General features: G+C 71.5%; 19 protein-coding genes. 13 read left to right on the top strand and 6 right to left on the bottom strand.

Annotated features, from left to right (window positions below; genetic code table 11):
* Positions 1 to 297 precede the first annotated feature (297 nt).
* The 8 genes from ACICHK_RS36910 (at position 298) to ACICHK_RS36875 (ending at position 8,835) form a co-directional block, all read left to right on the top strand.
* Positions 298 to 1,350, top strand: a complete 1,053-nt coding sequence (locus ACICHK_RS36910; RefSeq protein WP_103549317.1) for a 3-keto-5-aminohexanoate cleavage protein — start codon at positions 298 to 300, stop codon at positions 1,348 to 1,350.
* Between the two features lie 318 nt (positions 1,351 to 1,668).
* Positions 1,669 to 2,643: a quinone oxidoreductase family protein gene (locus ACICHK_RS36905; protein ID WP_406840345.1), complete on the top strand. Its 975-nt coding sequence runs from the start codon at positions 1,669 to 1,671 to the stop codon at positions 2,641 to 2,643.
* A 51-nt stretch (positions 2,644 to 2,694) separates the two neighbouring features.
* Entirely contained in the window at positions 2,695 to 3,603 is a 909-nt protein-coding gene (locus ACICHK_RS36900; protein WP_406840344.1) for a TauD/TfdA dioxygenase family protein, read from the top strand.
* 99 nt (positions 3,604 to 3,702) lie between these two features.
* Positions 3,703 to 4,989: an MFS transporter gene (locus tag ACICHK_RS36895; RefSeq protein ID WP_406840343.1), complete on the top strand. Its 1,287-nt coding sequence runs from the start codon at positions 3,703 to 3,705 to the stop codon at positions 4,987 to 4,989.
* Positions 4,986 to 5,564 carry an RBBP9/YdeN family alpha/beta hydrolase gene (locus tag ACICHK_RS36890; RefSeq protein ID WP_406840342.1) on the top strand — a complete coding sequence of 193 codons (579 nt, stop codon included), beginning with the start codon at positions 4,986 to 4,988 and terminating at the stop codon, positions 5,562 to 5,564. Before ACICHK_RS36895 ends, ACICHK_RS36890 begins: the two co-directional genes overlap by 4 nt.
* Before the next feature lie 29 nt (positions 5,565 to 5,593).
* Complete coding sequence (locus tag ACICHK_RS36885) at positions 5,594 to 7,597, top strand: acetoacetate--CoA ligase (protein WP_406840341.1); 2,004 nt, start codon at positions 5,594 to 5,596, stop codon at positions 7,595 to 7,597.
* Positions 7,598 to 7,833: 236 nt separating this feature from the next.
* Complete coding sequence (locus tag ACICHK_RS36880; RefSeq protein ID WP_151471867.1) at positions 7,834 to 8,208, top strand: hypothetical protein; 375 nt, start codon at positions 7,834 to 7,836, stop codon at positions 8,206 to 8,208.
* 204 nt (positions 8,209 to 8,412) lie between these two features.
* Complete coding sequence (locus tag ACICHK_RS36875) at positions 8,413 to 8,835, top strand: ArsR/SmtB family transcription factor (RefSeq protein ID WP_406840340.1); 423 nt, start codon at positions 8,413 to 8,415, stop codon at positions 8,833 to 8,835.
* Between the two features lie 27 nt (positions 8,836 to 8,862).
* On the opposite strand, the gene ACICHK_RS36870 is transcribed toward ACICHK_RS36875, so the two are convergent.
* Positions 8,863 to 9,837: a helix-turn-helix domain-containing protein gene (locus tag ACICHK_RS36870; protein ID WP_406840339.1), complete on the bottom strand. Its 975-nt coding sequence runs from the start codon at positions 9,835 to 9,837 to the stop codon at positions 8,863 to 8,865.
* 192 nt (positions 9,838 to 10,029) lie between these two features.
* Here ACICHK_RS36870 and ligA point away from each other — a divergent pair, with 192 nt between their 5' ends.
* The gene (gene ligA / locus ACICHK_RS36865) at positions 10,030 to 12,123 is read left to right on the top strand and encodes an NAD-dependent DNA ligase LigA (RefSeq protein ID WP_406840338.1); all 2,094 of its coding nucleotides are present in this window, start codon (positions 10,030 to 10,032) and stop codon (positions 12,121 to 12,123) included.
* Here ligA and ACICHK_RS36860 read toward each other — a convergent pair.
* Together ACICHK_RS36860 and ACICHK_RS36855 are read right to left on the bottom strand one after the other, a co-directional pair.
* Positions 12,111 to 12,602: a GNAT family N-acetyltransferase gene (locus ACICHK_RS36860; RefSeq protein ID WP_406841422.1), complete on the bottom strand. Its 492-nt coding sequence runs from the start codon at positions 12,600 to 12,602 to the stop codon at positions 12,111 to 12,113. The two genes, ligA and ACICHK_RS36860, sit on opposite strands and share 13 nt — an antisense overlap.
* An 89-nt stretch (positions 12,603 to 12,691) precedes the next feature.
* Positions 12,692 to 13,102 carry a Fur family transcriptional regulator gene (locus ACICHK_RS36855; protein ID WP_406840337.1) on the bottom strand — a complete coding sequence of 137 codons (411 nt, stop codon included), beginning with the start codon at positions 13,100 to 13,102 and terminating at the stop codon, positions 12,692 to 12,694.
* Between the two features lie 593 nt (positions 13,103 to 13,695).
* Here ACICHK_RS36855 and katG point away from each other — a divergent pair.
* Positions 13,696 to 15,912: a catalase/peroxidase HPI gene (gene katG, locus ACICHK_RS36850; protein ID WP_406840336.1), complete on the top strand. Its 2,217-nt coding sequence runs from the start codon at positions 13,696 to 13,698 to the stop codon at positions 15,910 to 15,912.
* A gap of 128 nt (positions 15,913 to 16,040) precedes the next feature.
* A complete protein-coding gene (gene lpdA / locus ACICHK_RS36845; RefSeq protein WP_406840335.1) occupies positions 16,041 to 17,441 on the top strand; it encodes a dihydrolipoyl dehydrogenase in 1,401 nt (466 codons plus the stop codon).
* A gap of 188 nt (positions 17,442 to 17,629) precedes the next feature.
* On the opposite strand, the gene ACICHK_RS36840 is transcribed toward lpdA, so the two are convergent.
* Positions 17,630 to 18,055, bottom strand: a complete 426-nt coding sequence (locus ACICHK_RS36840) for a MarR family winged helix-turn-helix transcriptional regulator (RefSeq protein WP_406840334.1) — start codon at positions 18,053 to 18,055, stop codon at positions 17,630 to 17,632.
* 88 nt (positions 18,056 to 18,143) lie between these two features.
* Here ACICHK_RS36840 and ACICHK_RS36835 point away from each other — a divergent pair, with 88 nt between their 5' ends.
* On the top strand, positions 18,144 to 18,785 hold the full coding sequence (locus ACICHK_RS36835; RefSeq protein WP_192582579.1) for an MBL fold metallo-hydrolase: 642 nt from the start codon (positions 18,144 to 18,146) through the stop codon (positions 18,783 to 18,785).
* A 43-nt stretch (positions 18,786 to 18,828) separates the two neighbouring features.
* Here the strand turns inward: ACICHK_RS36835 and ACICHK_RS36830 are convergent, their stop codons facing one another.
* On the bottom strand, positions 18,829 to 19,212 hold the full coding sequence (locus tag ACICHK_RS36830) for a winged helix-turn-helix transcriptional regulator (protein WP_406840333.1): 384 nt from the start codon (positions 19,210 to 19,212) through the stop codon (positions 18,829 to 18,831).
* Between the two features lie 86 nt (positions 19,213 to 19,298).
* Between ACICHK_RS36830 and ACICHK_RS36825 the strand changes: the two genes are divergently transcribed.
* On the top strand, positions 19,299 to 20,288 hold the full coding sequence (locus tag ACICHK_RS36825; RefSeq protein WP_406840332.1) for a zinc-dependent alcohol dehydrogenase family protein: 990 nt from the start codon (positions 19,299 to 19,301) through the stop codon (positions 20,286 to 20,288).
* Positions 20,289 to 20,330: 42 nt separating this feature from the next.
* On the opposite strand, the gene ACICHK_RS36820 is transcribed toward ACICHK_RS36825, so the two are convergent.
* Complete coding sequence (locus ACICHK_RS36820) at positions 20,331 to 21,020, bottom strand: response regulator (protein ID WP_406840331.1); 690 nt, start codon at positions 21,018 to 21,020, stop codon at positions 20,331 to 20,333.
* Positions 21,021 to 21,023 lie beyond the last annotated feature (3 nt).

The following is a 21,023-nucleotide window of genomic DNA, read 5'->3' as shown; positions in this document are numbered from 1 at the left end:
TCGCCGGCGCCCCGCGGCGCCGATGTCCCCAAATGACAAATCATCTGTCCCCTGACGGCAAGCACGTCCCTGGACTCGGCCCTACCTTTGCACCACCGCACAGAAGACGCGGTCGGCCGTCGGAGGGAGCCGAACCACTCCCCCGGGCTCCCTCCGGACCGGCCGACCGCAGCGGGCCGTCTCGCGCCCGCTGCCACCGGTGACCCGCATCGATCCCCGCCGGACGTCCCAGGCCCGCGCAGCACGCGGCGATGCCCCCGGCGAGTGATCACCGATCCGACGAAGGAGACGGACCCCGTGCACTTCCACGACGACTCGCTCTTCCCCGAGAACCAGGAAAAACTCGTCATCCAGGCCGCCCCCTACGGCCCCGAATGGCTTCCCGGCGACGCCGACGACCTTCCCCTGACGATGGACGAGCACGTGCAGGCGGCCGTCGACTGCTACAACGCCGGTGCCACCGTTCTCCACATCCACGTGCGTGAGCTGGACGGCAAGGGCTCCAAGCGCCTGTCCATGTTCAACGAGCTGATAGGACGACTGCGCGAGGCCGTGCCGGACATGGTCCTGCAGATCGGCGGATCGATCTCCTTCGCCCCGGAGGGCGAGGGCTCCGAGGCCAAGTGGCTCGACTTCGACAGCCGTCACATGCTCGCCGACCTGGACCCGAAGCCGGACCAGGTCACCATCGCGATCAACACCAGCCAGATGAACATCGTCGAGATCATGACCGACGACGATCTGGAAGGCACCTCGATCGCCAAGCCGGACTACTACAAGGCGTACCGGGACATGTACCTGGAGGCCGGCCCGGACTTCTACCTGGAGCACCTCAAGCGCCTGGGCGAGAGCGGTATCCAGCCGCACTTCCAGCTCGCCACCCTGGCCCAGCTCGAGACCGTGGAGCGCCTCATCCGGTCCGGCGTCTACACGGGCCCGCTGGTCCTCAACTACGTGGCGATCGGCGGCGGTTTCGCGGGCCGTCACCCCGCCGACCTCATCGAGTTCGTCCGCCGCGTCCCCGACGGCGCCGTCCTCACCATCGAGAGCTCCATGCGCGCGGTGGCACCCATGAACGCGATCGGCATCGCGCTCGGTGTGCACGTGCGGGTGGGCAACGAGGACAACCTGTGGCGGCGCAAGGGCGAGCGCATGTCCAGCGTCGAGCAGGTCGAGCAGATGGTGCAGATCTCCCAGGCGCTCGGCCGCGACATCGCCACCGGCGCGGAGGCCCGGAAGATCTACAAGATCGGCGAGACCTACTCGAGCACCGACGAGACGCTCGCCCAGCTCGGCATGGTGCCGAACCGCCGCCCCGGACAGCGCGGCTTCATGCTCCGCGACGCCTGATCCGGCGGTCCACCGGTCCACCACCGTGCCGGGCCGTCCGGCACGGGCCCGCGGCAGGACCGCGCGGCAGGACGCCGGCCCGCGGTCCGGGCCGCCCGGCCGCCACGCGGATCACCGGCGCGGCCCGGCCGGCCGCCACGCACGGCCCGCGACCGGGCCGATCCGCACCGGACCGCACCAGGGCCGGCCCCGCGCCGAACCGGGACGGGCACGGCCTCGCGCCACCCGACACACCACGTGGCCGCCGGGGCCAGACCCCCCGGCTCCGGCGGCCCTTCCCCTCCCCATCCATCCGACACGAACAACGGAGCAGCCCCCGTGGCCCACGCCATTCGATTCGAGGAGACCGGCGGTCCCGAGGTCCTGCGCTGGGAGGAGGTCGTCGTCGGCGACCCCGGCCCCGGCGAGGTCCGGATCCGCCACCACGCCGTCGGACTCAACTTCGCCGACACCTACTTCCGCACCGGGCTCTACCCCGCGCCGCTGCCCGCCGGGCTCGGCGTCGAGGCGGCGGGCGTGATCGAGGCGGTCGGCGACGGCGTCACCGGGTTCTCCGAGGGCGACCGGGTCACGTACACCGGAAGTCCGCTCGGCGCCTACAGCACCGAGCGCGTCATGCCCGTCGGCTCCCTGATCAAGCTGCCGGACGGCATAGCCTTCGAGACCGCAGCGGCGATGACCATGCGCGGCCTGACCTCCTCGTACCTGCTCCGCAGGATCCACCCCCTCGAGGAGGGCGACACGATCCTGCTGACCGCGGCGGCGGGCGGTGTCGGCCTCATCGTCTGCCAGTGGGCCAAGCTCCTCGGACTGAACGTCATCGGCACCGTCTCCACCGAGGAGAAGGCCGAACTGGCCCGGGCCCACGGCTGCGACCACGTCATCCACTACCGGAGCGAGAACGTGGCCGAGCGGGTGCGCGAACTCACCGACGGCGCCGGGGTCCCGGTCGTCTTCGACAGCGTCGGCAAGACCACGTACGCCTCCTCGCTCGCCTCGCTGCGCCGCCGCGGTCTGCTCGTCTGCTTCGGCACCGCCTCCGGCCCCGTCCCGCCCATCGACGCCATGCAACTCGCCGTCCAGGGCTCCCTGTTCGTCACCCGGCCCGCCCTCGCCGACTACATCGCGGACCCCGCGGAACGGGCGGAGCTCGCCGGCGAACTCTTCGACCACGTCGGCTCCGGCCGCATCGACATCAAGGTCAACCAGCGCTACGCCCTCGAGGACGCCGCCCAGGCGCACCGCGACCTGGAGGCGGGACGGACCACCGGATCGTCCGTCTTCGTCCTCTGAGCCCCAGCCCTCCCCCGCGGTTCAACTCCACTCTCTCCAGGAGGAAGCACCATGGAACACACGCTCGCTCCGCCCGAGGGCGCGCCGGTCCGCGCCCATCACCGCGGCTCGATCCGCGTCGAACCGCTGACCTGCTCGATCGGCGCGGAACTGTCCGGTGTGAACCTCGGCGACGCCGCACGCGACGACGACCTCTTCGCCGAGATCAAGTCCCTGCTGCTCCAGTACAAGGTGCTGTTCCTGCGCGACCAGGACATCACGCGCGCCGAACACGTCGCCTTCGCCGAACGCTTCGGCGCGCTGGAGGACCACCCGGTGGCCGGCAGCGACCCCGAGCACCCCGGCCTGGTGCGGATCTACAAGGACCTGGACAGCCCGGCCGAGCACTACGAGAACGCCCTGCACACGGACGGCACTTGGCGCGAGAACCCGGCCATGGGCGCGGTGCTGCGCTGCATCGAGGGGCCGCCCGTCGGCGGGGACACCATCTGGGTCAACATGGCCGAGGCGTACCGCCGGCTGCCCGAGGACATCCGCACCAAGATCCGTGGTCTGCGGGCCAAGCACAGCATCGAGGCCACCTTCGGCGCCGTGATGCCCCAGGAGAAGCGGCACGCCCTCAAGGCGCAGTTCCCGGACGCGGAGCACCCGGTCGTGCGCGTCCACCCGGAGACCGGCGAGGAGATCCTCTTCGTCAACGCGTTCACCACCCACTTCGTCAACTACCACACGCCCGAGAACGTCCGGTTCGGACAGGACTTCGCCCCCGGCGCGGGCCTCCTGCTCAACTACCTCATCGCCCAGGCCGCGATCCCGGAGTACCAGGTGCGCTGGCGCTGGACCCCGAACAGCGTCGCCATCTGGGACAACCGCTCCACCCAGCACTACGCCGTACAGGACTACTGGCCCGCCGTCCGCCGCATGGAGCGCGCGGGAATCGTCGGCGACAGACCGTTCTGACCCCTCTTCCTCCAAGCGCGTGAGGTGATGACAATGGAGTTGCACACCACTGCTGGGCCCCTCTCCGAGACGGACACGACCGCATCGTCCGGATGGCCCGTGTCCCGACGCTACGCCTGGGTGGTCTTCGCCCTCAGTTTCGGCCTGCTGCTGTCCGACTACATGTCCCGGCAGGTACTCAACGCCGTCTTCCCGGACCTCAAGAGCGAGTGGCTGCTCTCCGACGCGAAGCTCGGCACCCTCAGCAGCGTCGTCGCCCTCATGGTCGGCCTGCTCACCTTCCCCATGTCGCTGATGGCCGACCGCTGGGGCCGGGTCAAGAGCCTGCTGCTCGCCGCGGGGATGTGGAGCGTGGCGACCCTCGGCTGCGCGCTCTCCGCGAACTACGACCAGATGTTCGTCGGCCGGCTCTTCGTCGGCATCGGCGAGGCGGCGTACGGAAGCGTCGGCATCGCCGTCGTCCTGAGCATCTTCCCCCTGGGTCTGCGCGCCACCCTCTCCGGCGCCTTCATCGCGGGCGGTGCCTTCGGTTCGGTCCTCGGTGTGTCGATCGGCGGCGCCGTCGCCGAACACCTCGGCTGGCGCTGGGCGTTCGGTGTCATGGGCATCTTCGGTCTGGTCCTGGCGGCGGTCTACGGCGTCGTCGTCACCGAGAAGAGGCTGGTGCCGGAGGGCGGTTCCACCGACGCCGGGCCCGAGCCCGGTCCCCAGGGACGGCTGCGCGTGCTGCTGCCCCGGCTGTTCTCCTCCGTGTCGGTGATCAGCGCCTACGTGGGCAGCGGCCTCCAACTGTTCATCGCCGCCTCCCTGATGGCCTGGCTGCCCAGCTACTTCAACCGCTACTACGACATGCCCACCGCCAAGGCGGGCGCGACCGCCGGTGTCTTCATCCTCGTCATCGGCGTCGGCATGATCGGCGGCGGCATCGTCTCCGACCGCATCAGCCGGGCGTTCCCCATCCGCAAATGGGCGGTCGCCATCGGGTGCAGCCTCGGCTCGCTCGCCCTGCTCATGACCGCCTTCCGGCTGCCGACGGGGCCCCTCCAGCTGGCGGTGCTGGCGGCCGGAGCCCTGCTGTCGGCCGGCACGGCGGGACCCGCGACCGCCATGGTGGCCAACCTGACCCCCGCTGCCATCTCCGCGACGGCCTTCGCCACCCTGACCCTCGCCAACAGCCTGCTCGGACTGGCTCCCGGTCCCGCCCTGACGGGCGCGCTCGCGGACGACACGGGGCTGCTCGGCGCCCTGCGGATCATCCCGCTCACGGCGCTCGCCGCCACCCTCGCCTTCCTGGTCGGCCGCCACTTCTACGAGCGTGACCTGCGCCGGCTCACGGGCACCCCCGCCCCGGCGGCGGAGCCCGAGGACGCGGTGGTGACCGCGTGAGCACAACGACCGAACCGGTGATCGTGATCGTCCCGGGACTGCGCGATCACGTCGCCGACCACTGGCAGACCCTGCTGGGTGACCGGCTGGCCGAGGCCGGGCGGACCGTGCTCACCGTCCCGCCGCTCACCGAGGACGCGTTGAGCCGCGAGGCCCGTGTGGCGGCGCTCGACAAGGTGGTCTCGGAGGCCGAGGGTCCCGTCGTGCTCGTCGCGCACAGCGCCGGCGTGATCACCACGGTCCACTGGGCCAGGGGAAGCACGGCACAGGTGCGCGGAGCGCTGCTCGTGACACCGCCGGACTTCGACACCCCGCTGCCCGAGGGCTATCCGACCCCGGAGACGCTCGGCGAACACGGCTGGACACCGGTGCCCCGGAGCCCGCTGCCCTTCCCCAGCGTCGTCGCCGCCAGCTCGAACGACCCCCTCGGCACGGCCGAGCGGGTCGCCGCACTGGCCCGTGACTGGGGCGGCACCCTCGTGGAACTCGGCGAGGTCGGCCATCTCAACCCCGCGTCCGGCTACGGCCCGTGGCCGCGCGCGGAAGAACTGCTCCGCCAAGTCGAAGCCGGCTGAACGCCGCGTCCAGCCCAGGAAGGCAACCGATGAACACCGACACCGACCTGCTGTGGTCCCCCGGTCGCCGCGAGTTGGAGGATTCCAACGTCGCGGGCTTCATGGACTGGGTGGGCGAAGTACGGGGTCTGCGCTTCTCCGACTACGCCGAGCTGTGGCGGTGGAGCTCCACCGACCTCGCGGGATTCTGGTCGGCGGTGTGGGAGTTCTACGGGCTGGACGCGGTCAGCGACTACGACGCGGTGCTGGGCGAGGCGTCGATGCCGGGCGCCTCGTGGTTCCCCGGCGCCCGGCTGAACTTCGCCGAGCGCTGCTTCGCCCGGGCCACGGACGCCCGCCCGGCGCTCGTGTGCCTGACCGAGGGCGGCACTCCCGAGGAGACCTCCTGGGACGAGCTGCGCCGGCAGGTCGCCGATGTCGCGGCGGCGCTGCGCCGCATGGGCGTGGAGCCGGGCGACTGCGTGGCCGGGTACCTCCCCAACCTCCGCCAGACCGTGGTGGCGCTGCTCGCCACGGCCTCCGTCGGCGCCGTGTGGACGGCCTGCTCCCCGGACTTCGGCACGCCCAGCGTGCTGGCCCGGCTCCGGCAGGCCCGCCCGACGGTCCTCGTGGCGGCGGACGGGTACCGCTACGGCGGCAAGACCTACGACAGGCGCCCGGAGATCGCCGAACTCGCGGACGGGCTCCCCACCGTCCGCCACGTCCTCGCCGTCGACAGCCTCTTCGGCGCCCCGGACGGACCGTGGTCCGGGCGGGGCGACGTCCACCAGCACGTCTGGTCCGCGCTGCCGTCGACGCACGAACCGCTGGAGTTCGCCGACGTCCCCTTCGACCACCCGCTCTGGATCCTGTGGTCCTCGGGCACCACGGGGATCCCGAAGGGGATCGTGCAGGGCCACGGCGGCATCGTGGTCGAACTGCTCAAGGCACTGGGTCTGGGCGTCGACCTGCGCGCCGACGACCGCTACCTCTTCATCACCTCCACCAGCTGGATGGTGTGGAACTTCCTGGTCGGCGGTCTGCTGCACGGCAGCACCGTCGTCCTGTACGACGGCAGCCCGACGTATCCCGACCTCGACGGCGCCTGGGCGGTCGCCGAGCGGACCGGCGCGACCGTCCTCGGCCTCGGCGCCGCCTACCTCACCGCGGCGGAGAAGGCGGACAGCCGTCCCGCGGACACGTTCGGACTCGGCCGGCTGCGGACCGTCCTGCAGACCGGGTCGACCCTGCCGCCCGGCACCTGGCACTGGGTCCACGACCGGCTGGCACCCGGCGTGCGGCTCCAGTCCATCTGCGGCGGTACGGACGTCTGCTCGGTCCTCGCGGGAAGCACCCCGCTGCTGCCCGTCCGCGCGGGCCGCATCCAGGCCCCCGCCCTCGGCGTCGCCCTGGCCTCCTGGGACCCCGAGGGACGCCCCCTGACGGGCGAGCAGGGCGAGCTGGTGGTGACCGCGCCGCTGCCGTCCATGCCGCTCCACTTCGTCGGCGACCCGGACGGCGCCCGCTACCGGGCCAGTTACTTCGACACCTACCCCGGGGTCTGGCGGCACGGCGACTGGGTCACCGTCGACGCCGATCTGTCGGTCGTCGTCGCGGGCCGCTCCGACTCCACCCTGAACCGGTCGGGCGTACGCATGGGGTCCGCCGACATCTACGCCGTCGTCGACCAGCTCCCCGGAATCGCCGACAGTCTCGTCATCGGTGTCGAACAGCCCGACGGCGGCTACTTCATGCCGTTGTTCGTCGTGCCCGCCGAGGGCACCTCGCTCGACGACGACGTGCGCCGGCGCATCGCCTCGGCCATCAGGAACCGGCTGTCCCCGCGCCATGTGCCCGACGTGATCGTGCCGGTCCCCGCCGTCCCCCGGACCCTCACCGGCAAGAAGCTGGAGGTCCCGGTCAAGCGCGTCCTCCAGGGCGCCCGTCCCGGCGAGGTCAGCAGTGAGGGAGCCGTCACCCATCCGGAGATGCTGACGTGGTTCGCGGAGTTCGCCGCGCGCGGGGCACGTGCCGGGGCTCCGGCGGACGGGTGAGACACCGGGCCGTCGGCCGCCGCTCCACGCATGTCGCCCGTCTCCCCCGCGGGCGACATTCGTGATCACCCACCAATCAACGACGGTCAATTCCCGGCCTCCCGAAATGCTCTTCAGTACTCCTTCCGTCAGTCCCGGAACAACCCGGCCGACCGGCGCGAACGGTCCGTAGTGTCCGGGGCACCGGCCGGTCGGGAACTCCTCCGTCCGCGCGGTGACCCGAAGGAGACATCGGTATGGCAAATGTGGAGATCTCCCTCAAGGAGACGATGACGTCGATCGAGGGCGCGCTGGGCGTGGCCCTCGTCGACTACACGAGCGGCATGGCACTGGGCACGCTGGGGGGCGGCAAGGACCTCGACCTGAACGTCGCCGCGGCCGGCAACACCGACGTGGTCCGGGCCAAGGTGCGCACCATGGAACACCTCGGACTCAAGAGCAAGATCGAGGACGTGCTCATCACGCTCTCGAGTCAGTACCACCTGATCCGGCCGCTCACGGGCCGCGACGGCAACGGGCTGTTCCTGTACCTCGTGCTCAACAAGACGACGTCCAACCTGGCCATGGCCCGCCACCAGCTCGCACGCATCGAAGCCGAACTAGAGGTGTAGACAGCCACGCCCTCCGCACCTTCGCATGCCCACGACTTGAAGACTTCTTCAATTAGGTACATCCAGATGGAGTCAATCACGTGGGCGTGCGGAGGCGGAGCCGCCAGGATCGGTCCTTCAGGCACGGTTCGCGGCGGGCACGCGGACAGCCACCGCACCAGCCGGAGAAACAGCCCGTCCCCAGGCGGCAGGGAGCGAACGATTTTGAACAGGCAGGTTCCCCTCTACCAGGCCAAGGCCGAGTTCTTCCGGATGCTCGGACACCCTGTGCGCATCCGCGTCCTGGAGCTGCTGCAGAGCGGACCGGTCTCGGTGCGCGACCTGCTCAGCGAGATCGAGGTCGAACCGTCCAACCTCTCGCAGCAGCTGGCCGTGCTGCGCCGCTCGGGCATCGTGGTGTCCATCCGCGAGGGCTCGACCGTCAGTTACGCGCTGGCCGGCGGCGACGTCGCCGAACTGCTGCGCGCCGCCCGCCGCATCCTCACCGAACTGCTCGCCGGACAGACCGAGTTGCTGGCCGAACTGCGGCAGGCCGACGTCGGCACGGGCCTGCCTGCCGCTCCGCACGAACCGGACCTCGTCGTCACCCGGTCCGCGCGCCCCTCACCCGCCGTCCGGGGGCACTGATACCCGGGGCGGTCGGCGGGCGGTCCGTCAGGCCCAGCCCTTGCGCGCGGCGTGCCAGCCGAGCTGGATACGGCTCTCCGCGCCGGCCCGCGCCATGAGTTCGCCGATGCGCCGCTGCACGGTGCGGCGGGAGACACCGAGGCGCGCGCCGACCGCCTGGTCGGTGAGCCCGGCGAGGACGAGGGCCAGCATCCGGGCGTCGAACTCGTCTATCTCGTCGGGGCGTTGCTCCACGAGCCCGTCTCCCGCCGTGTGGGGCGACAGGGGGTACGCCTGCTCCCAGGCCAGCTCGAAATAGGCGACGAGGGCGTCCAGCAGTCCGCCGGGGTGCACCAGCACCGAGGCGGCGGCGGTGTTGCGGCCGCTGAACAGGGGAAGCATGGCCAGGTCGTGGTCCGCGATCATGAGCTTGACCGGCACGGCGTCGGCGACCCCGATCCGCTGTCCTTCCGCCAGCACCGCGAGGGCCTGGGCGACCATTCCCGGTTCGGTCAGCGCGTCCCGGTGCAGGATCGTCCGGTAGAGCACACCCCGGCGGATCCCGGCCCCCTCCGCGGTGTTGTCGTCGCGCGACACGACGCGCTGTTCGGGCACCATCATCGACCGCACCTCGCGCCGGGCGGACTCCTGGAGCTGCCGGAACCGGTGCCGTACCGCGTCGACGTCGCTGATCACCTCCACCACGCCGCCCTCGGCACCCGTACGGTGCTGCTCCGCCAGGGTGAGCACCGCGTGCTCCGCGGCGCTCAACTCATCGCGTCGGCGCCGCAGTTCTCCACCGAGCGCGACCGCGGGCGGCGCCGCCACGAAGAGGGTGGCCGCGCCCTCGACCGGCTGGGGGACGACGAGGCCGCGCCCGGCCAGGGCGGTGAGGACGTCACGCGCCTCGGACTCGGAACGGCCGCTGCGGGCGGCCAGTTCGTGGACGGCCGCCCGTCCACGCGCCACCAGGAGACGGTAGATCTCCTCCTCGGCCGGACCGAGACCGAGCGCGGCGAGCATGGGCCACTCCTTGAAGTCGGCTGGTGGTACCGGGGCGGGACGCCGCGGGGGAGGCGCGGATTCCGCCCGGTCCCCAGGTCTACTTCACCCCCGGGGCCCCTGTCACCTCCGCGTGGCGTTGTTGCCCGCATCGCCCGAAGTGCGTGCCCCGGCGAGGCCGCCGAGAGGGCATTGTCAGTGGTGGCAGGCAGGATGACGGGCATGACAACACCTGTTGCAGTGATCGTGGACGCCGTCGCCTACGCGCAGGCGGTCGAGGACGCGTCGAAGGCGTCGGCCGCCTACTACGAGGGCGGCACCTCCGTGCTGGACGACGACGCGTACGACCGGCTGGTGCGGGGCATCGCCGCGTGGGAGGCCGCGCATCCCGATCAGGTGCTGCCCGAGTCGCCGACCGGGAAGGTCGCGGGCGGCGCCGTCGAGGGGGACGTCCCGCACACGGTGCCGATGCTGAGCCTGGACAACGTGTTCTCGCCCGAGGAGTTCACCGCCTGGACGGCTTCGCTGGCCCGGCGCACCGGTCACGAGACGGAACGATTCAGCGTCGAGCCGAAGCTGGACGGCCTGGCCATCGCCGCGCGCTACCACCAGGGCCGGCTCACCCGGCTGATCACCCGCGGGGACGGCACCGCCGGTGAGGACGTGTCGCACGCGATCGGGACGGTCGAGGGCCTGCCCGGAGAGCTCACCGAGCCCCTCACGCTGGAGGTGCGCGGCGAAGTCCTCATGACGACGGCGCAGTTCGAGCACGCCAACGAGGTCCGCACCGCGCACGGCGGGCAGCCGTTCGCGAACCCGCGCAACGCCGCGGCGGGCACGCTGCGCGCCAAGGAACGCGCCTACACCGTGCCGATGACCTTCTTCGGCTACGGCCTGCTGCCGGTGCCCGGCACCGACGCGGACACGGCCGCCCGGCTCGACGACCTCGCCCACAGCGAGCTGATGGCGCGGGCGGCCGGACTGGGCGTGAACACCACCGCGAGCACGGCCGTCCCCGGCGTCACGGCGGCCGACGCCGAGCAGGTCCTGGCCCGCGTCCAGGAGATCGGGGCGCTGCGCGCCGAGCTGCCGTTCGGGATCGACGGGATCGTCGTCAAGGCCGACCTGGCGGCCGACCAGCGGGCCGCCGGGTCCGGCTCACGCGCGCCGCGCTGGGCGATCGCGTACAAGCTCCCGGCCGTCGAGAAGATCACCCGGCTGCTGGCGGTGGAGTGGAACGTGGGCCGCACCGGCATCATCGCGCCGCGTGCCGTGCTGGAGCCGGTCGAGATCGACGGCTCGACCATCACGTACGCCACCCTCCACAACCCGGCGGACATCACGCGTCGCGATCTGCGGCTGGGCGACCATGTGATGGTCCACCGCGCCGGGGACGTCATTCCCCGCATCGAGGCGCCCGTCGCCCATCTGCGCACCGGCGAGGAACAGGCCATAGCCTTCCCCGAGGCGTGCCCGAACTGCGGATCCGCCATCGACACCAGCGAGCAGCGCTGGCGCTGCGAGCAGGGCCGCAACTGCCGTCTGGTCGCCGCCCTCTCGTACGCGGCGGGCCGCGACCAGCTCGACATCGAGGGTCTCGGTCACACCCGGGTCGTCCAGCTCGTCGAGGCCGGTCTGGTCACCGATCTCGCCGGTCTGTTCGGTCTGACCCGTGAGCAGCTCCTCGGTCTGGAGCGGATGGGCGAGACCAGCACCGACAACCTCCTCGCGGCGATCGGGACGGCCAAGGGCCGGCCGCTGTCACGGGTGCTGTGCGCGCTCGGTGTGCGCGGCACCGGCCGTTCCATGTCCCGGCGCATCGCCCGGTACTTCGCCACCATGGACGCGGTCCGCGCGGCGGACGCGGAAACGATGCAGCGGGTCGAGGGCATCGGCACGGAGAAGGCCCCCTCGATCGTCGCGGAGCTGGCCGAACTCGCCCCGCTCATCGACCGGCTCGTCGCCGCCGGGGTCAACATGACCGAGCCCGGGGCCACCCCGCCCTCCGCACCCGGCGAGGACGGCGCGGACGCGGAGCCGGGCGAGGCGGCCGGCGGTCCGCTGTCCGGGATGACGGTGGTGGTCACCGGGGCGATGACCGGGGCCCTGGAACAGCTCAGCCGCAACCAGATGAACGAGCTCGTCGAGCGCGCCGGAGGCCGTTCGTCCTCCAGCGTGTCGAAGAAGACGACCCTGGTGGTCGCCGGCGAGGGCGCCGGGTCCAAGCGGGCCAAGGCCGAGACCCTCGGGGTCAGACTCGCGGATCCGGAGGAGTTCGCCGAGCTGGTCGCCGACTACCTCGTCTGACCGCTTCGTCCGCGCGGGGCGCCGATCCGCCGGGCCAGCACCTGGCCCGGCCAGGTGCCGGACAGGAACGGCTCGGTGGGGGTGAAGCCCTGGCGCTCGTAGAACGCGACCAGTTCGCCCCCGCCGCCCGCCCAGCAGTCGACCCGCAGCAGTCCGACGCCGGCCCGCCGGGTCTCCTCGACGGCGTGGGCCAGCAGCGCGGCCCCGATGCCGCGCCCGGCGTACCGGCGGTCGGACACCAGCAGCCGGACGTACCGCTCGGGTTCCCCGGCGGGCTCGATCGGCATCCGCGGGCTGGGCCCGGTGTCGAGGACCATGGCTCCGACGGCCGTTCCGGCCGCCTCCGCGACGAAGGGCGCGTTCTCGGTCGTGTACCGCCGAACGCGCTCCGCCCCGCCCTCCGTTCCCGAGTACGGGGTCGTGCCCCACTGCTCGGTGTTGCCACGGGCGTTCATCCAGAGCACCGCTCCGTCGAGCATGTCCAGGATGGCCCCCGCGTCGGCCGGGCCGCCCGGCCTGATCCGCAGCGGCCGTGAGGCGTCCCACTCGATCTCGTCCACGGCAAGGCCTAGGAGCACGAAGGGCAGAGCCCCCGGTACGTGACCTCGGCGGCGGCCACCGTGAACCCGAATCGTTCCGTCGCCGGAAGGTCGGCCAGCGGGTCGCCGGTCGGGTGGACGTCACGGACGGTGCCGCAGCTGGAGCACACCAGGTGCTGGTGCGGGTGGTGCGCGTTGGGGTCGTAGCGCTTGGCCCGGCCGTCGGTGGAGACCTCGATGACCTCGCCGAGCGAGACCAGCTCCCCCAGCGCGTTGTAGACGGTCGCCCGGGAGATCTCGGGCAGCCGCTCGACCGCGCGGGCGTGCACCTCGTCGGCCGTGAGGTGCACGTGGTCGCCGTCGAGGACCTCCGCAACGACACGGCGCTGGGAGGTCATGCGCCAGCCGCGCCCTCGCAGTCGCTCCAGCAGGTCACTCATATCGGTTCACCTTTTCGGGATCAGTGGGAACCCGCAGTTTATCTGTGCGCATCCTGGGTCCGATCAGATATGGATCTGGTGTCCTTCTTGACTTGGACTCTGTCCATTGTAGGATCGGTTTCGGCACTGGCCAAGGGATCAAGAAGACTTCGGGACGGGCAGGAGAGACACAGATGTCGGGACCACCGCCGTGGAACCACACGGCGCCGGTCTGCGGGTGACGGCCGTCGTGATCCGCAGCCCGGGACCCTCCCGGAACCCGGGACCCCCTCGGCGACGACGCGATCGCCGCCGGGGCGGACGACCCGCCGCCGCATCTCCCGGCACGTCGCACACAGTCCTCCGTCCGCTCGCCGTGGCGGGATGCGTACCCCGTTTCGGACCGGTCCAGCCGGTCCGGCGCGAGCCGTGTACGGCGTCCCCGCACCCGGCCGCGCGGCCGGCCGGTCCCTTCGCCCGTTCCCGTCCGAAGACCACGGCCTCCCCGTCGACCCCGTCGGCGGTTCCGGGGCCTCCCGCCGGGGCCCCGCCCCGGCCGCTCCCCCCACCCGCAGTCGCTGAGCACCGAGATCGGCTTGTCCGGAAGGATTCCCATGTCTGAGAACCACGACGCGATCGTCACCGACGCGAAAACGGAGGCCTCGGGCGGCTGCCCGGTCGCGCACGAGCGCGCCCCGCACCCGACCCAGGGCGGCGGGAACCGCCAGTGGTGGCCGGATCGGCTCAACCTGAAGATCCTCGCCAAGGACCCCGTGGTGGCGAACCCGCTCGGCGCGGACTTCGACTACGCCGAGGCGTTCGGCAACCTCGACCTCGCGGCCGTGAAGCAGGACATCGCCGAGGTCCTGACCACCTCGCAGGACTGGTGGCCGGCGGACTTCGGCAACTACGGCCCGCTGATGGTCCGCATGGCCTGGCACAGCGCCGGCACCTACCGCATCAGCGACGGCCGCGGCGGTGGCGGCCGCGGGCAGCAGCGCTTCGCGCCGCTGAACAGCTGGCCGGACAACGGCAACCTCGACAAGGCCCGCCGTCTGCTGTGGCCGGTCAAGAAGAAGTACGGCCAGTCCATCTCCTGGGCCGACCTCATGATCCTCACGGGCAACGTCGCGCTGGAGCAGATGGGCTTTCAGACCTTCGGCTTCGGCGGCGGCCGCGCCGACGTCTGGGAGGCCGACGAGGACGTGTACTGGGGTCCCGAGAGCGTCTGGCTCGACGACCGCCGCTACACCGGCGACCGCGAGCTGGAGAACCCGCTCGGCGCCGTCCAGATGGGCCTCATCTACGTCAACCCCGAGGGCCCGAACGGCAACCCGGACCCGATCGCCGCGGCCCGCGACATCCGTGAAACGTTCCGCCGCATGGCGATGAACGACGAGGAGACGGTCGCCCTGATCGCGGGCGGTCACACCTTCGGCAAGACCCACGGCGCCGGCCCGGCGGAGAGCGTCGGCGCCGACCCCGAGGCCGCCACCATGGAGGAGCAGGGCCTGGGCTGGAAGAACAGCTTCGGCACCGGCAAGGGCGGGGACGCCATCACCTCGGGCCTGGAGGTCACCTGGACCACCAGGCCCACCCAGTGGAGCAACGACTTCTTCGACATCCTCTTCGGCTACGAGTGGGAGCTGTCCGAGTCCCCGGCCGGCGCCAAGCAGTGGGTGGCCAAGGACGCCGAGGCGATCATCCCGGACGCGCACGACCCCTCGAAGAAGCGCCTCCCCACGATGCTCACCACCGACCTGTCGCTGCGCTTCGACCCGGTCTACGGCGAGATCTCGCGCCGCTTCCACGAGAACCCGGCCGAGTTCGCGGACGCCTTCGCCCGCGCCTGGTACAAGCTGACCCACCGTGACATGGGCCCGAAGTCGCTGTACCTCGGCCCGGAGGTCCCGGCGGAGACCCTGCTCTGGCAGGACCCGCTGCCGCAGGCCGAGGGCGAGAGCGTCGACGCCGCCGACGTCACGGCGCTCAAGGCCAAGCTGCTGGAGTCCGGCCTGTCCGTCTCCCAGCTCGTGTCCACCGCGTGGGCGTCCGCGTCCACCTTCCGCGGCAGCGACAAGCGCGGCGGCGCCAACGGCGCCCGCATCCGCCTGGAGCCGCAGCGCGGCTGGGAGGCCAACGACCCCGACCAGCTGCGTCACGTCCTGAGCGTCCTCGAAGGCGTCCGGGCGGAGTTCAACTCCGGTGCCAAGAAGGTCTCCCTGGCCGACCTGATCGTCCTCGGCGGTGCCGCCGCGGTCGAGAAGGCCGCCAAGGACGCGGGCTTCGACGTGGAGGTGCCCTTCACGCCGGGCCGCGTGGACGCGACCGAGGAGCACACGGACACCGAGTCGTTCGCCGCGCTGGAGCCGGTCTGGGACGGCTTCCGCAACTACGTCGGCAAGGGCACCCGCCTGCCGGCCGAGTACCTGCTGCTCGACAAGGCGAACCTGCTCACCCTGAGCGCCCCCGAGACCACCGTCCTCGTCGGCGGCCTGCGGGTGCTCGGCGCCAACACCGGCCAGTCCGCCCACGGCGTGTTCACCGCCACCCCGGGCGTGCTGACCAACGACTTCTTCGTCAACCTGCTCGACCTGGGCACGACCTGGAAGTCCACCTCCGAGGACCAGCACACCTTCGTGGGCCGCGACGCCGCCACCGGCGAGGCCAAGTGGACCGGCACCCGTGCCGACCTGGTCTTCGGCTCGAACTCCGAGCTGCGCGCGCTCGCCGAGGTCTACGCGAGCGACGACGCGAAGGAGAAGTTCGTGAAGGACTTCGTCGCCGCCTGGGACAAGGTCATGAACCTGGACCGGTTCGACCTCGTCTGACGCCCGGTGTGAGGGCCGGCTCCCCGCGGGGAGCCGGCCCTCACGCGTCCCACGGCACGGGCGGCCCCGGCCCCTGACGGCCGCGCCCGTCCCGTCGCCGGGTGCGGTGGCGTTCTAGGCTGGCCGCCATGAGCGCACACTTTGACGTGGTGGTCCTGGGCGCCGGCCCGGGAGGATATGTCGCGGCGATCCGGGCCGCCCAGCTCGGACTCAGCACGGCGATCATCGAGGAGAAGTACTGGGGCGGTGTGTGCCTGAACGTGGGGTGCATCCCGTCGAAGGCGCTGCTGCGCAACGCGGAGCTCGCCCACATCTTCACCCAGGAGGCCAAGACCTTCGGCATCCAGGTGAGCGGCGAGGTGAGCTTCGACTACGGGGCGGCCTTCACCCGCAGCCGCAAGGTGGCGGACGGACGCGTCAAGGGCGTCCACTACCTGATGAAGAAGAACAAGATCACTCAGTACACCGGCCGCGGCACCTTCCGCGACGACCGCACGCTCGACGTCGCCCTGTCCGACGGCGGCTCCGATACCGTCACCTTCGGCAACTGCGTCATCGCCGCCGGCGCCACCACCAAGCTGCTCCCTGGAACCTCGCTGAGCGAGCGCGTGGTGACGTACGAGGAGCAGATCCTCTCGGACGCCCTCCCGGACAGCATCATCATCGCGGGCGCCGGCGCCATCGGCGTGGAGTTCGCCTACGTGCTCCACAACTACGGCGTCCAGGTCACCCTCGTCGAATTCCTCGACCGGATCGTCCCGTTGGAGGACGAGGAGGTCTCCGCCGAACTGGCCCGCCGCTACAAGCGGCTCGGCATCAACGTGCTGACCTCCACCCGGGTCGAGGCGATCGACGACTCCGGGGACAGGGTCAAGGTCATGGTGACCACGGGCGGCCAGCGGCAGACGCTGGAGGCCGGCAAGGTGCTCCAGGCGATCGGGTTCCAGCCGCGCGTGCAGGGCTACGGGCTGGAGAACACCGGTGTGAAGCTCACCGACCGCGGCGCGATCGACATCGACGGCCGGTGCCGCACGAGCGTGCCGCACATCTACGCCATCGGGGACGTGACGGCGAAGCTGATGCTGGCCCACGCGGCCGAGTCGATGGGCATCGTGGCCGCCGAGACGATCGCCGACGCGGAGACGATGGAACTCGACTACGTCATGATCCCCCGGGCGACCTACTGCCAGCCGCAGATCGCCAGTTTCGGCTGGACCGAGGCGCAGGCCCGCGAGAGGGGCTTCGACGTCAAGGTGGCGAAGTTCCCGTTCACGGCGAACGGGAAGGCCCACGGCCTGGGCGAGACGGCGGGATTCGTCAAGATCCTCAGCGACGCGCGCTACGGCGAACTCCTCGGCGCCCATCTGATCGGCCCCGAAGTGACCGAGCTGCTGCCGGAGTTGACGCTCGCTCAGCAGTGGGATCTGACGGTCCACGAGGTCGCGCGCAACGTGCACGGGCACCCGACCCTCGGCGAGGCGGTCAAGGAGGCCGTTCACGGGCTGGCCGGCCACATGATCAACATGTGACGGGTGCAATGCCGCCGCCCCTCTTTCGACCCGCGACGCGACGGGTCATGAAGGGGGGCGGCGGCGTCTTTGGCACTTCTCCCCGGCGCTCCTCCGGGACTTCGCGTCGACGGCGGCGCGGCCCCGAGCAGTGATCCGCCGCTCCTGGTGCGCCCCGCCGAAGAGCGGCCGGGCCGAGGGCCGAGCGGTCAGTGTCCGGCGAGGTGGGCCGTCAGCCGGGACAGCAGGGCGACGGACTCGCCCAGTCGCCGCTGTTCCTCGGGGGTGAAGGTCTCGCGGATGGCGGCACCGAGGGCGCCCGCGCGGCCGGTGCGTTCCCGCCTGAGGCGGGAGAGGCCGGCGCCGGTGAGGTGCAGCAGGAGCTTGCGGCCGTCGTCGGGGTGCCGCTCGCCGCGGACCAGGCCGGCCGCGGAGAGGTCCTTGACCGACTTGGCGACCGACTGGTGCGTGACGCCGCGCAGACGGGCGAGGTCGGCCGTGGTCAACGGGCCCTCGCGGTCGAGGAATCCGAGGACGGCGGCCTCGCCGGGAGGCATGGTGTCCACGGTTCGTACCGCACGGACCAGTTCACCGAGCGACTGCCGCAACTCCTCGGCCAGCACGTCTTCGTCCATGGGAGCATCCTACCCCGATTCACACAATCTAACTGTACAGTCTTGTTGTACAAATGAGTGACGGTGAAGACGGAAGGACATGCCGGTCATGGAGCTCACCAAGTTCGGTCATGCGTGTGTGCGGCTGGAGAAGGACGGGCGCCGCCTGGTCATCGACCCGGGTGGTCTGAGTGACGCGACGGCGCTGGAAGGCGCCGATGCCGTGCTCGTCACACACGAGCACTTCGACCATTTCTCGGAGGAGGTACTGCGCCGGGCGGCCGCGGCGCGTCCGGGCCTGCGCATCTGGACCAACCCCTCGGTCGCGAAGCGACTGGACGGCCTCGGCACGCGGGTCACCACCACGGGGGACGGGGACGCCTTCACCGCCGCCGGCTTCGACGTCCGTGTCCACGGCACCTGGCACGCGGTCATCCATCCCGATGTTCCACGCATCCCCAACATCGGTTTCCTCGTGGACGACTCCCTCTTCCACCCCGGCGACGCCCTGACCGTCCCCGACGGTCCCGTCGACACGCTGCTGCTGCCCGTGCACGCTCCCTGGTCCACCGTCGGCGATCTCATCGACTACGTGCGCGAGGTCGCCCCGCGGGACGCCTACGCCGTGCACGACGGCGCCCTCAACGACATCGGCGCCACGATGGTCGAAGGTTTCCTCGGCGAGCGGGGCCCCGGGGTCCCGGCCCGCTATCACCGGCCGGCCCCGGGCACGAGCGTCCGGATCGGCTGAGGGCCGGCCTCCCGCGTCGGCGGGAGGCCGATCGTCGCCGGGATCAGTCCGCCGGGCGGGCCCGGTCGGCGGAATCGGCTTCCGCGGCCTCCTGGAAGTCGGCGATGTCCCCGCCGTACTCCCTCGCCCAGTCCGTCAGGACCTCGATGGGTTCGATGAGGGTCCGGCCGAGGTCGGTGAGGCTGTACTCGACCCGCCTCGGCGCTTCGGCACGGCGGTCCACCAGGCCGTACTCCTGGAGCCGGCGCAGCGTCTGGGTGAGGACCTTGCGCGAGACACCGCCGATGAGGCCGACGAGTTCACCGTGCCTGCGCGGCTTCTGGCTGAGACCGAAGAGCGCGAGCACGGCCCATTTGTCGGAGATGATCTCGACCGCCAGACGAGTGGGGCAGTCGACGAGGGAGGCCGCTCCGTCCACGTTCTGCATGAAAGCCGAAGGTACCAGGAGGTAACCCACGGTTCCGTAGCGTCTTCCCCGATCGACCGACCAGCACCGGATACGGAGGAGTCACCATGCCACGAGTCGTCGTGTTCGACGAGTTCGGCGGACCGGAGGTCATGCACGTCGTCGAGGAACCCCTCGCCGAGCCCACGGCCGACGAGGTCCGGATCAGGATGGAGGCGTTCGCCGTCAACCCGCTGGACCGGATGATGCGTTCCGGCGCCTCGCCCGCACCCGTCCCCCTGCCGCACGCCCGCCTCGGCGTCGAGGGAACCGGCGTCGTCGACGCGCTGGGGCCCGGGGTCACCGGGCTGAGGACCGGTGATCCGGTCCTCCTCGCGGCCGTCCCGGACGCGCACGCCCGAGGCAGCTACGCCGAATACGTCACGGCCCCCGCGAGCCGGGTCGTCAGCCGGCCGGCCGGGCTCGGCACCACCGAGGCGGCGGCTGTCTGGGTCGCCTTCTCCACCGCCTACGGCGCGCTGGTCGAGAAGGCGGGGATGCGGCCCGGCGACCACGTCCTCATCACCGCCGCGTCCGGTGGCGTCGGCCGGGCGGCGATGCAGATCGCCCGTCAGATCGGTGCCGTGCCCATCGCCGTCACCCGGCACGCCGCGAAGAGGGACGAGCTGCTCGCCACCGGCGCCGCCGCGGTCGTCGCCACCGACCACGAGGACATCGCCCGAGCCGTGGGCCGCCACACCGGCGGTACCGGCGCGGACATCGTCCTCGACCTGGTCAGGGGCCCCGGCCAGCAGGACCTCCTGAAGGCGGCCCGGCCTGGCGGAACACTGGTCGCCGCGGGCTTCCTGGACCCTCGGCCCACGCCTTTCCCGGCGGGCCCGCCGCTCACGGTCTTCAGCTACGGAAGCTTCGAGCACACCCTCGACGTCGTCGTGGTGAAGCGCATGGCGGCCTTCCTGGACGCGGGCGTGCGCCTCGGCGCGCTGCGTCCCGCCGTCGACGACAAGGTGTTCTCCCTCGACGCGGTCGTCGAGGCGCACCGCCATCTCGAGAAGGGGCTGCACGCCGGGAAGAAGATCGTCGTGACGGTCTCCTGAGGCCGTGCCGGCTCAGGACGTGCCGACTCAGGACGTGGCCGCTCAGGGCGTGGCGGAAACCAGGCCGATCCGGTGGGCGAGGACGACGGCTTGTACGCGGTCGCGCAGGCCGAGTTTGGTCAGGATCCGCGACACATAGGTCTTGACCGTCTCCGGTGCGATGAACATCGCCGCGGCGATCTCGGCGTTCGACAGCCCCTCGGCGATCAGCCGGAGCGCCTCCAGTTCGCGGGCGGTCAGCGCGCTCACGACGTCCTCCCTGGCCGGCCGGGAGGTGTCCGCCGGGCGCAGCCGTTCGGCGAAGTGGCCGATGAGGTGGCGGGTGACGGCCGGTGCCAGCAGTGCCTCGCCCCGGGCGACCGTGCGGATCCCGCCCACCAGCTCCGCCGGGGGTGAGTCCTTGAGGAGGAAGCCGCTCGCTCCGGCCCGGAACGCCTCGTAGACGTAGGAGTCGACGTTGAAGGTGGTGACGACCAGTACCTTCGGGGGCGCCACGGCATCGGGGCCGGCCAGCCGACGGGTCGCCTCGATGCCGTCGAGCAGGGGCATCCGGATGTCCATCACGACGACGTCGGGGCGCAGTCGCAGCGCGGTCTGGACCGCCGCGTGCCCGTTCTCGGCCTCCCCGACGACCTCCAGGTCGGGCTGGGCGGAGAAGATGGTCGCATAGCCGGTCCGCACCAGTGCCTGGTCGTCGCAGACGAGTACGCGGATCGGCGGCGCATCGGACACGGG

It is taken from the genome of Streptomyces sp. AHU1 (assembly GCF_045343905.1).
GTDB lineage: Bacteria > Actinomycetota > Actinomycetes > Streptomycetales > Streptomycetaceae > Streptomyces > Streptomyces triticiradicis.
Note: the sequence above shows the minus strand (reverse complement) of the source record. Positions and strands in the feature narration are given on the sequence as shown.

Excerpts from the sequence above, each read along its gene's own strand:
- ACICHK_RS36900 (WP_406840344.1), top strand. The coding sequence starts at position 2,695 with ATGGAACACACGCTCGCTCCGCCCGAGGGCGCGCCGGTCCGCGCCCAT.
- ACICHK_RS36885 (WP_406840341.1), top strand. The coding sequence starts at position 5,594 with ATGAACACCGACACCGACCTGCTGTGGTCCCCCGGTCGCCGCGAGTTG.
- ACICHK_RS36880 (WP_151471867.1), top strand. The coding sequence starts at position 7,834 with ATGGCAAATGTGGAGATCTCCCTCAAGGAGACGATGACGTCGATCGAG.
- ACICHK_RS36870 (WP_406840339.1), bottom strand. The coding sequence starts at position 9,837 with ATGCTCGCCGCGCTCGGTCTCGGTCCGGCCGAGGAGGAGATCTACCGT.
- ligA (WP_406840338.1), top strand. The coding sequence starts at position 10,030 with ATGACGGGCATGACAACACCTGTTGCAGTGATCGTGGACGCCGTCGCC.
- ACICHK_RS36860 (WP_406841422.1), bottom strand. The coding sequence starts at position 12,602 with ATGCTCGACGGAGCGGTGCTCTGGATGAACGCCCGTGGCAACACCGAG.
- ACICHK_RS36855 (WP_406840337.1), bottom strand. The coding sequence starts at position 13,102 with ATGAGTGACCTGCTGGAGCGACTGCGAGGGCGCGGCTGGCGCATGACC.
- katG (WP_406840336.1), top strand. The coding sequence starts at position 13,696 with ATGTCTGAGAACCACGACGCGATCGTCACCGACGCGAAAACGGAGGCC.
- lpdA (WP_406840335.1), top strand. The coding sequence starts at position 16,041 with ATGAGCGCACACTTTGACGTGGTGGTCCTGGGCGCCGGCCCGGGAGGA.
- ACICHK_RS36840 (WP_406840334.1), bottom strand. The coding sequence starts at position 18,055 with ATGGACGAAGACGTGCTGGCCGAGGAGTTGCGGCAGTCGCTCGGTGAA.
- ACICHK_RS36835 (WP_192582579.1), top strand. The coding sequence starts at position 18,144 with ATGGAGCTCACCAAGTTCGGTCATGCGTGTGTGCGGCTGGAGAAGGAC.
- ACICHK_RS36830 (WP_406840333.1), bottom strand. The coding sequence starts at position 19,212 with ATGCAGAACGTGGACGGAGCGGCCTCCCTCGTCGACTGCCCCACTCGT.
- ACICHK_RS36825 (WP_406840332.1), top strand. The coding sequence starts at position 19,299 with ATGCCACGAGTCGTCGTGTTCGACGAGTTCGGCGGACCGGAGGTCATG.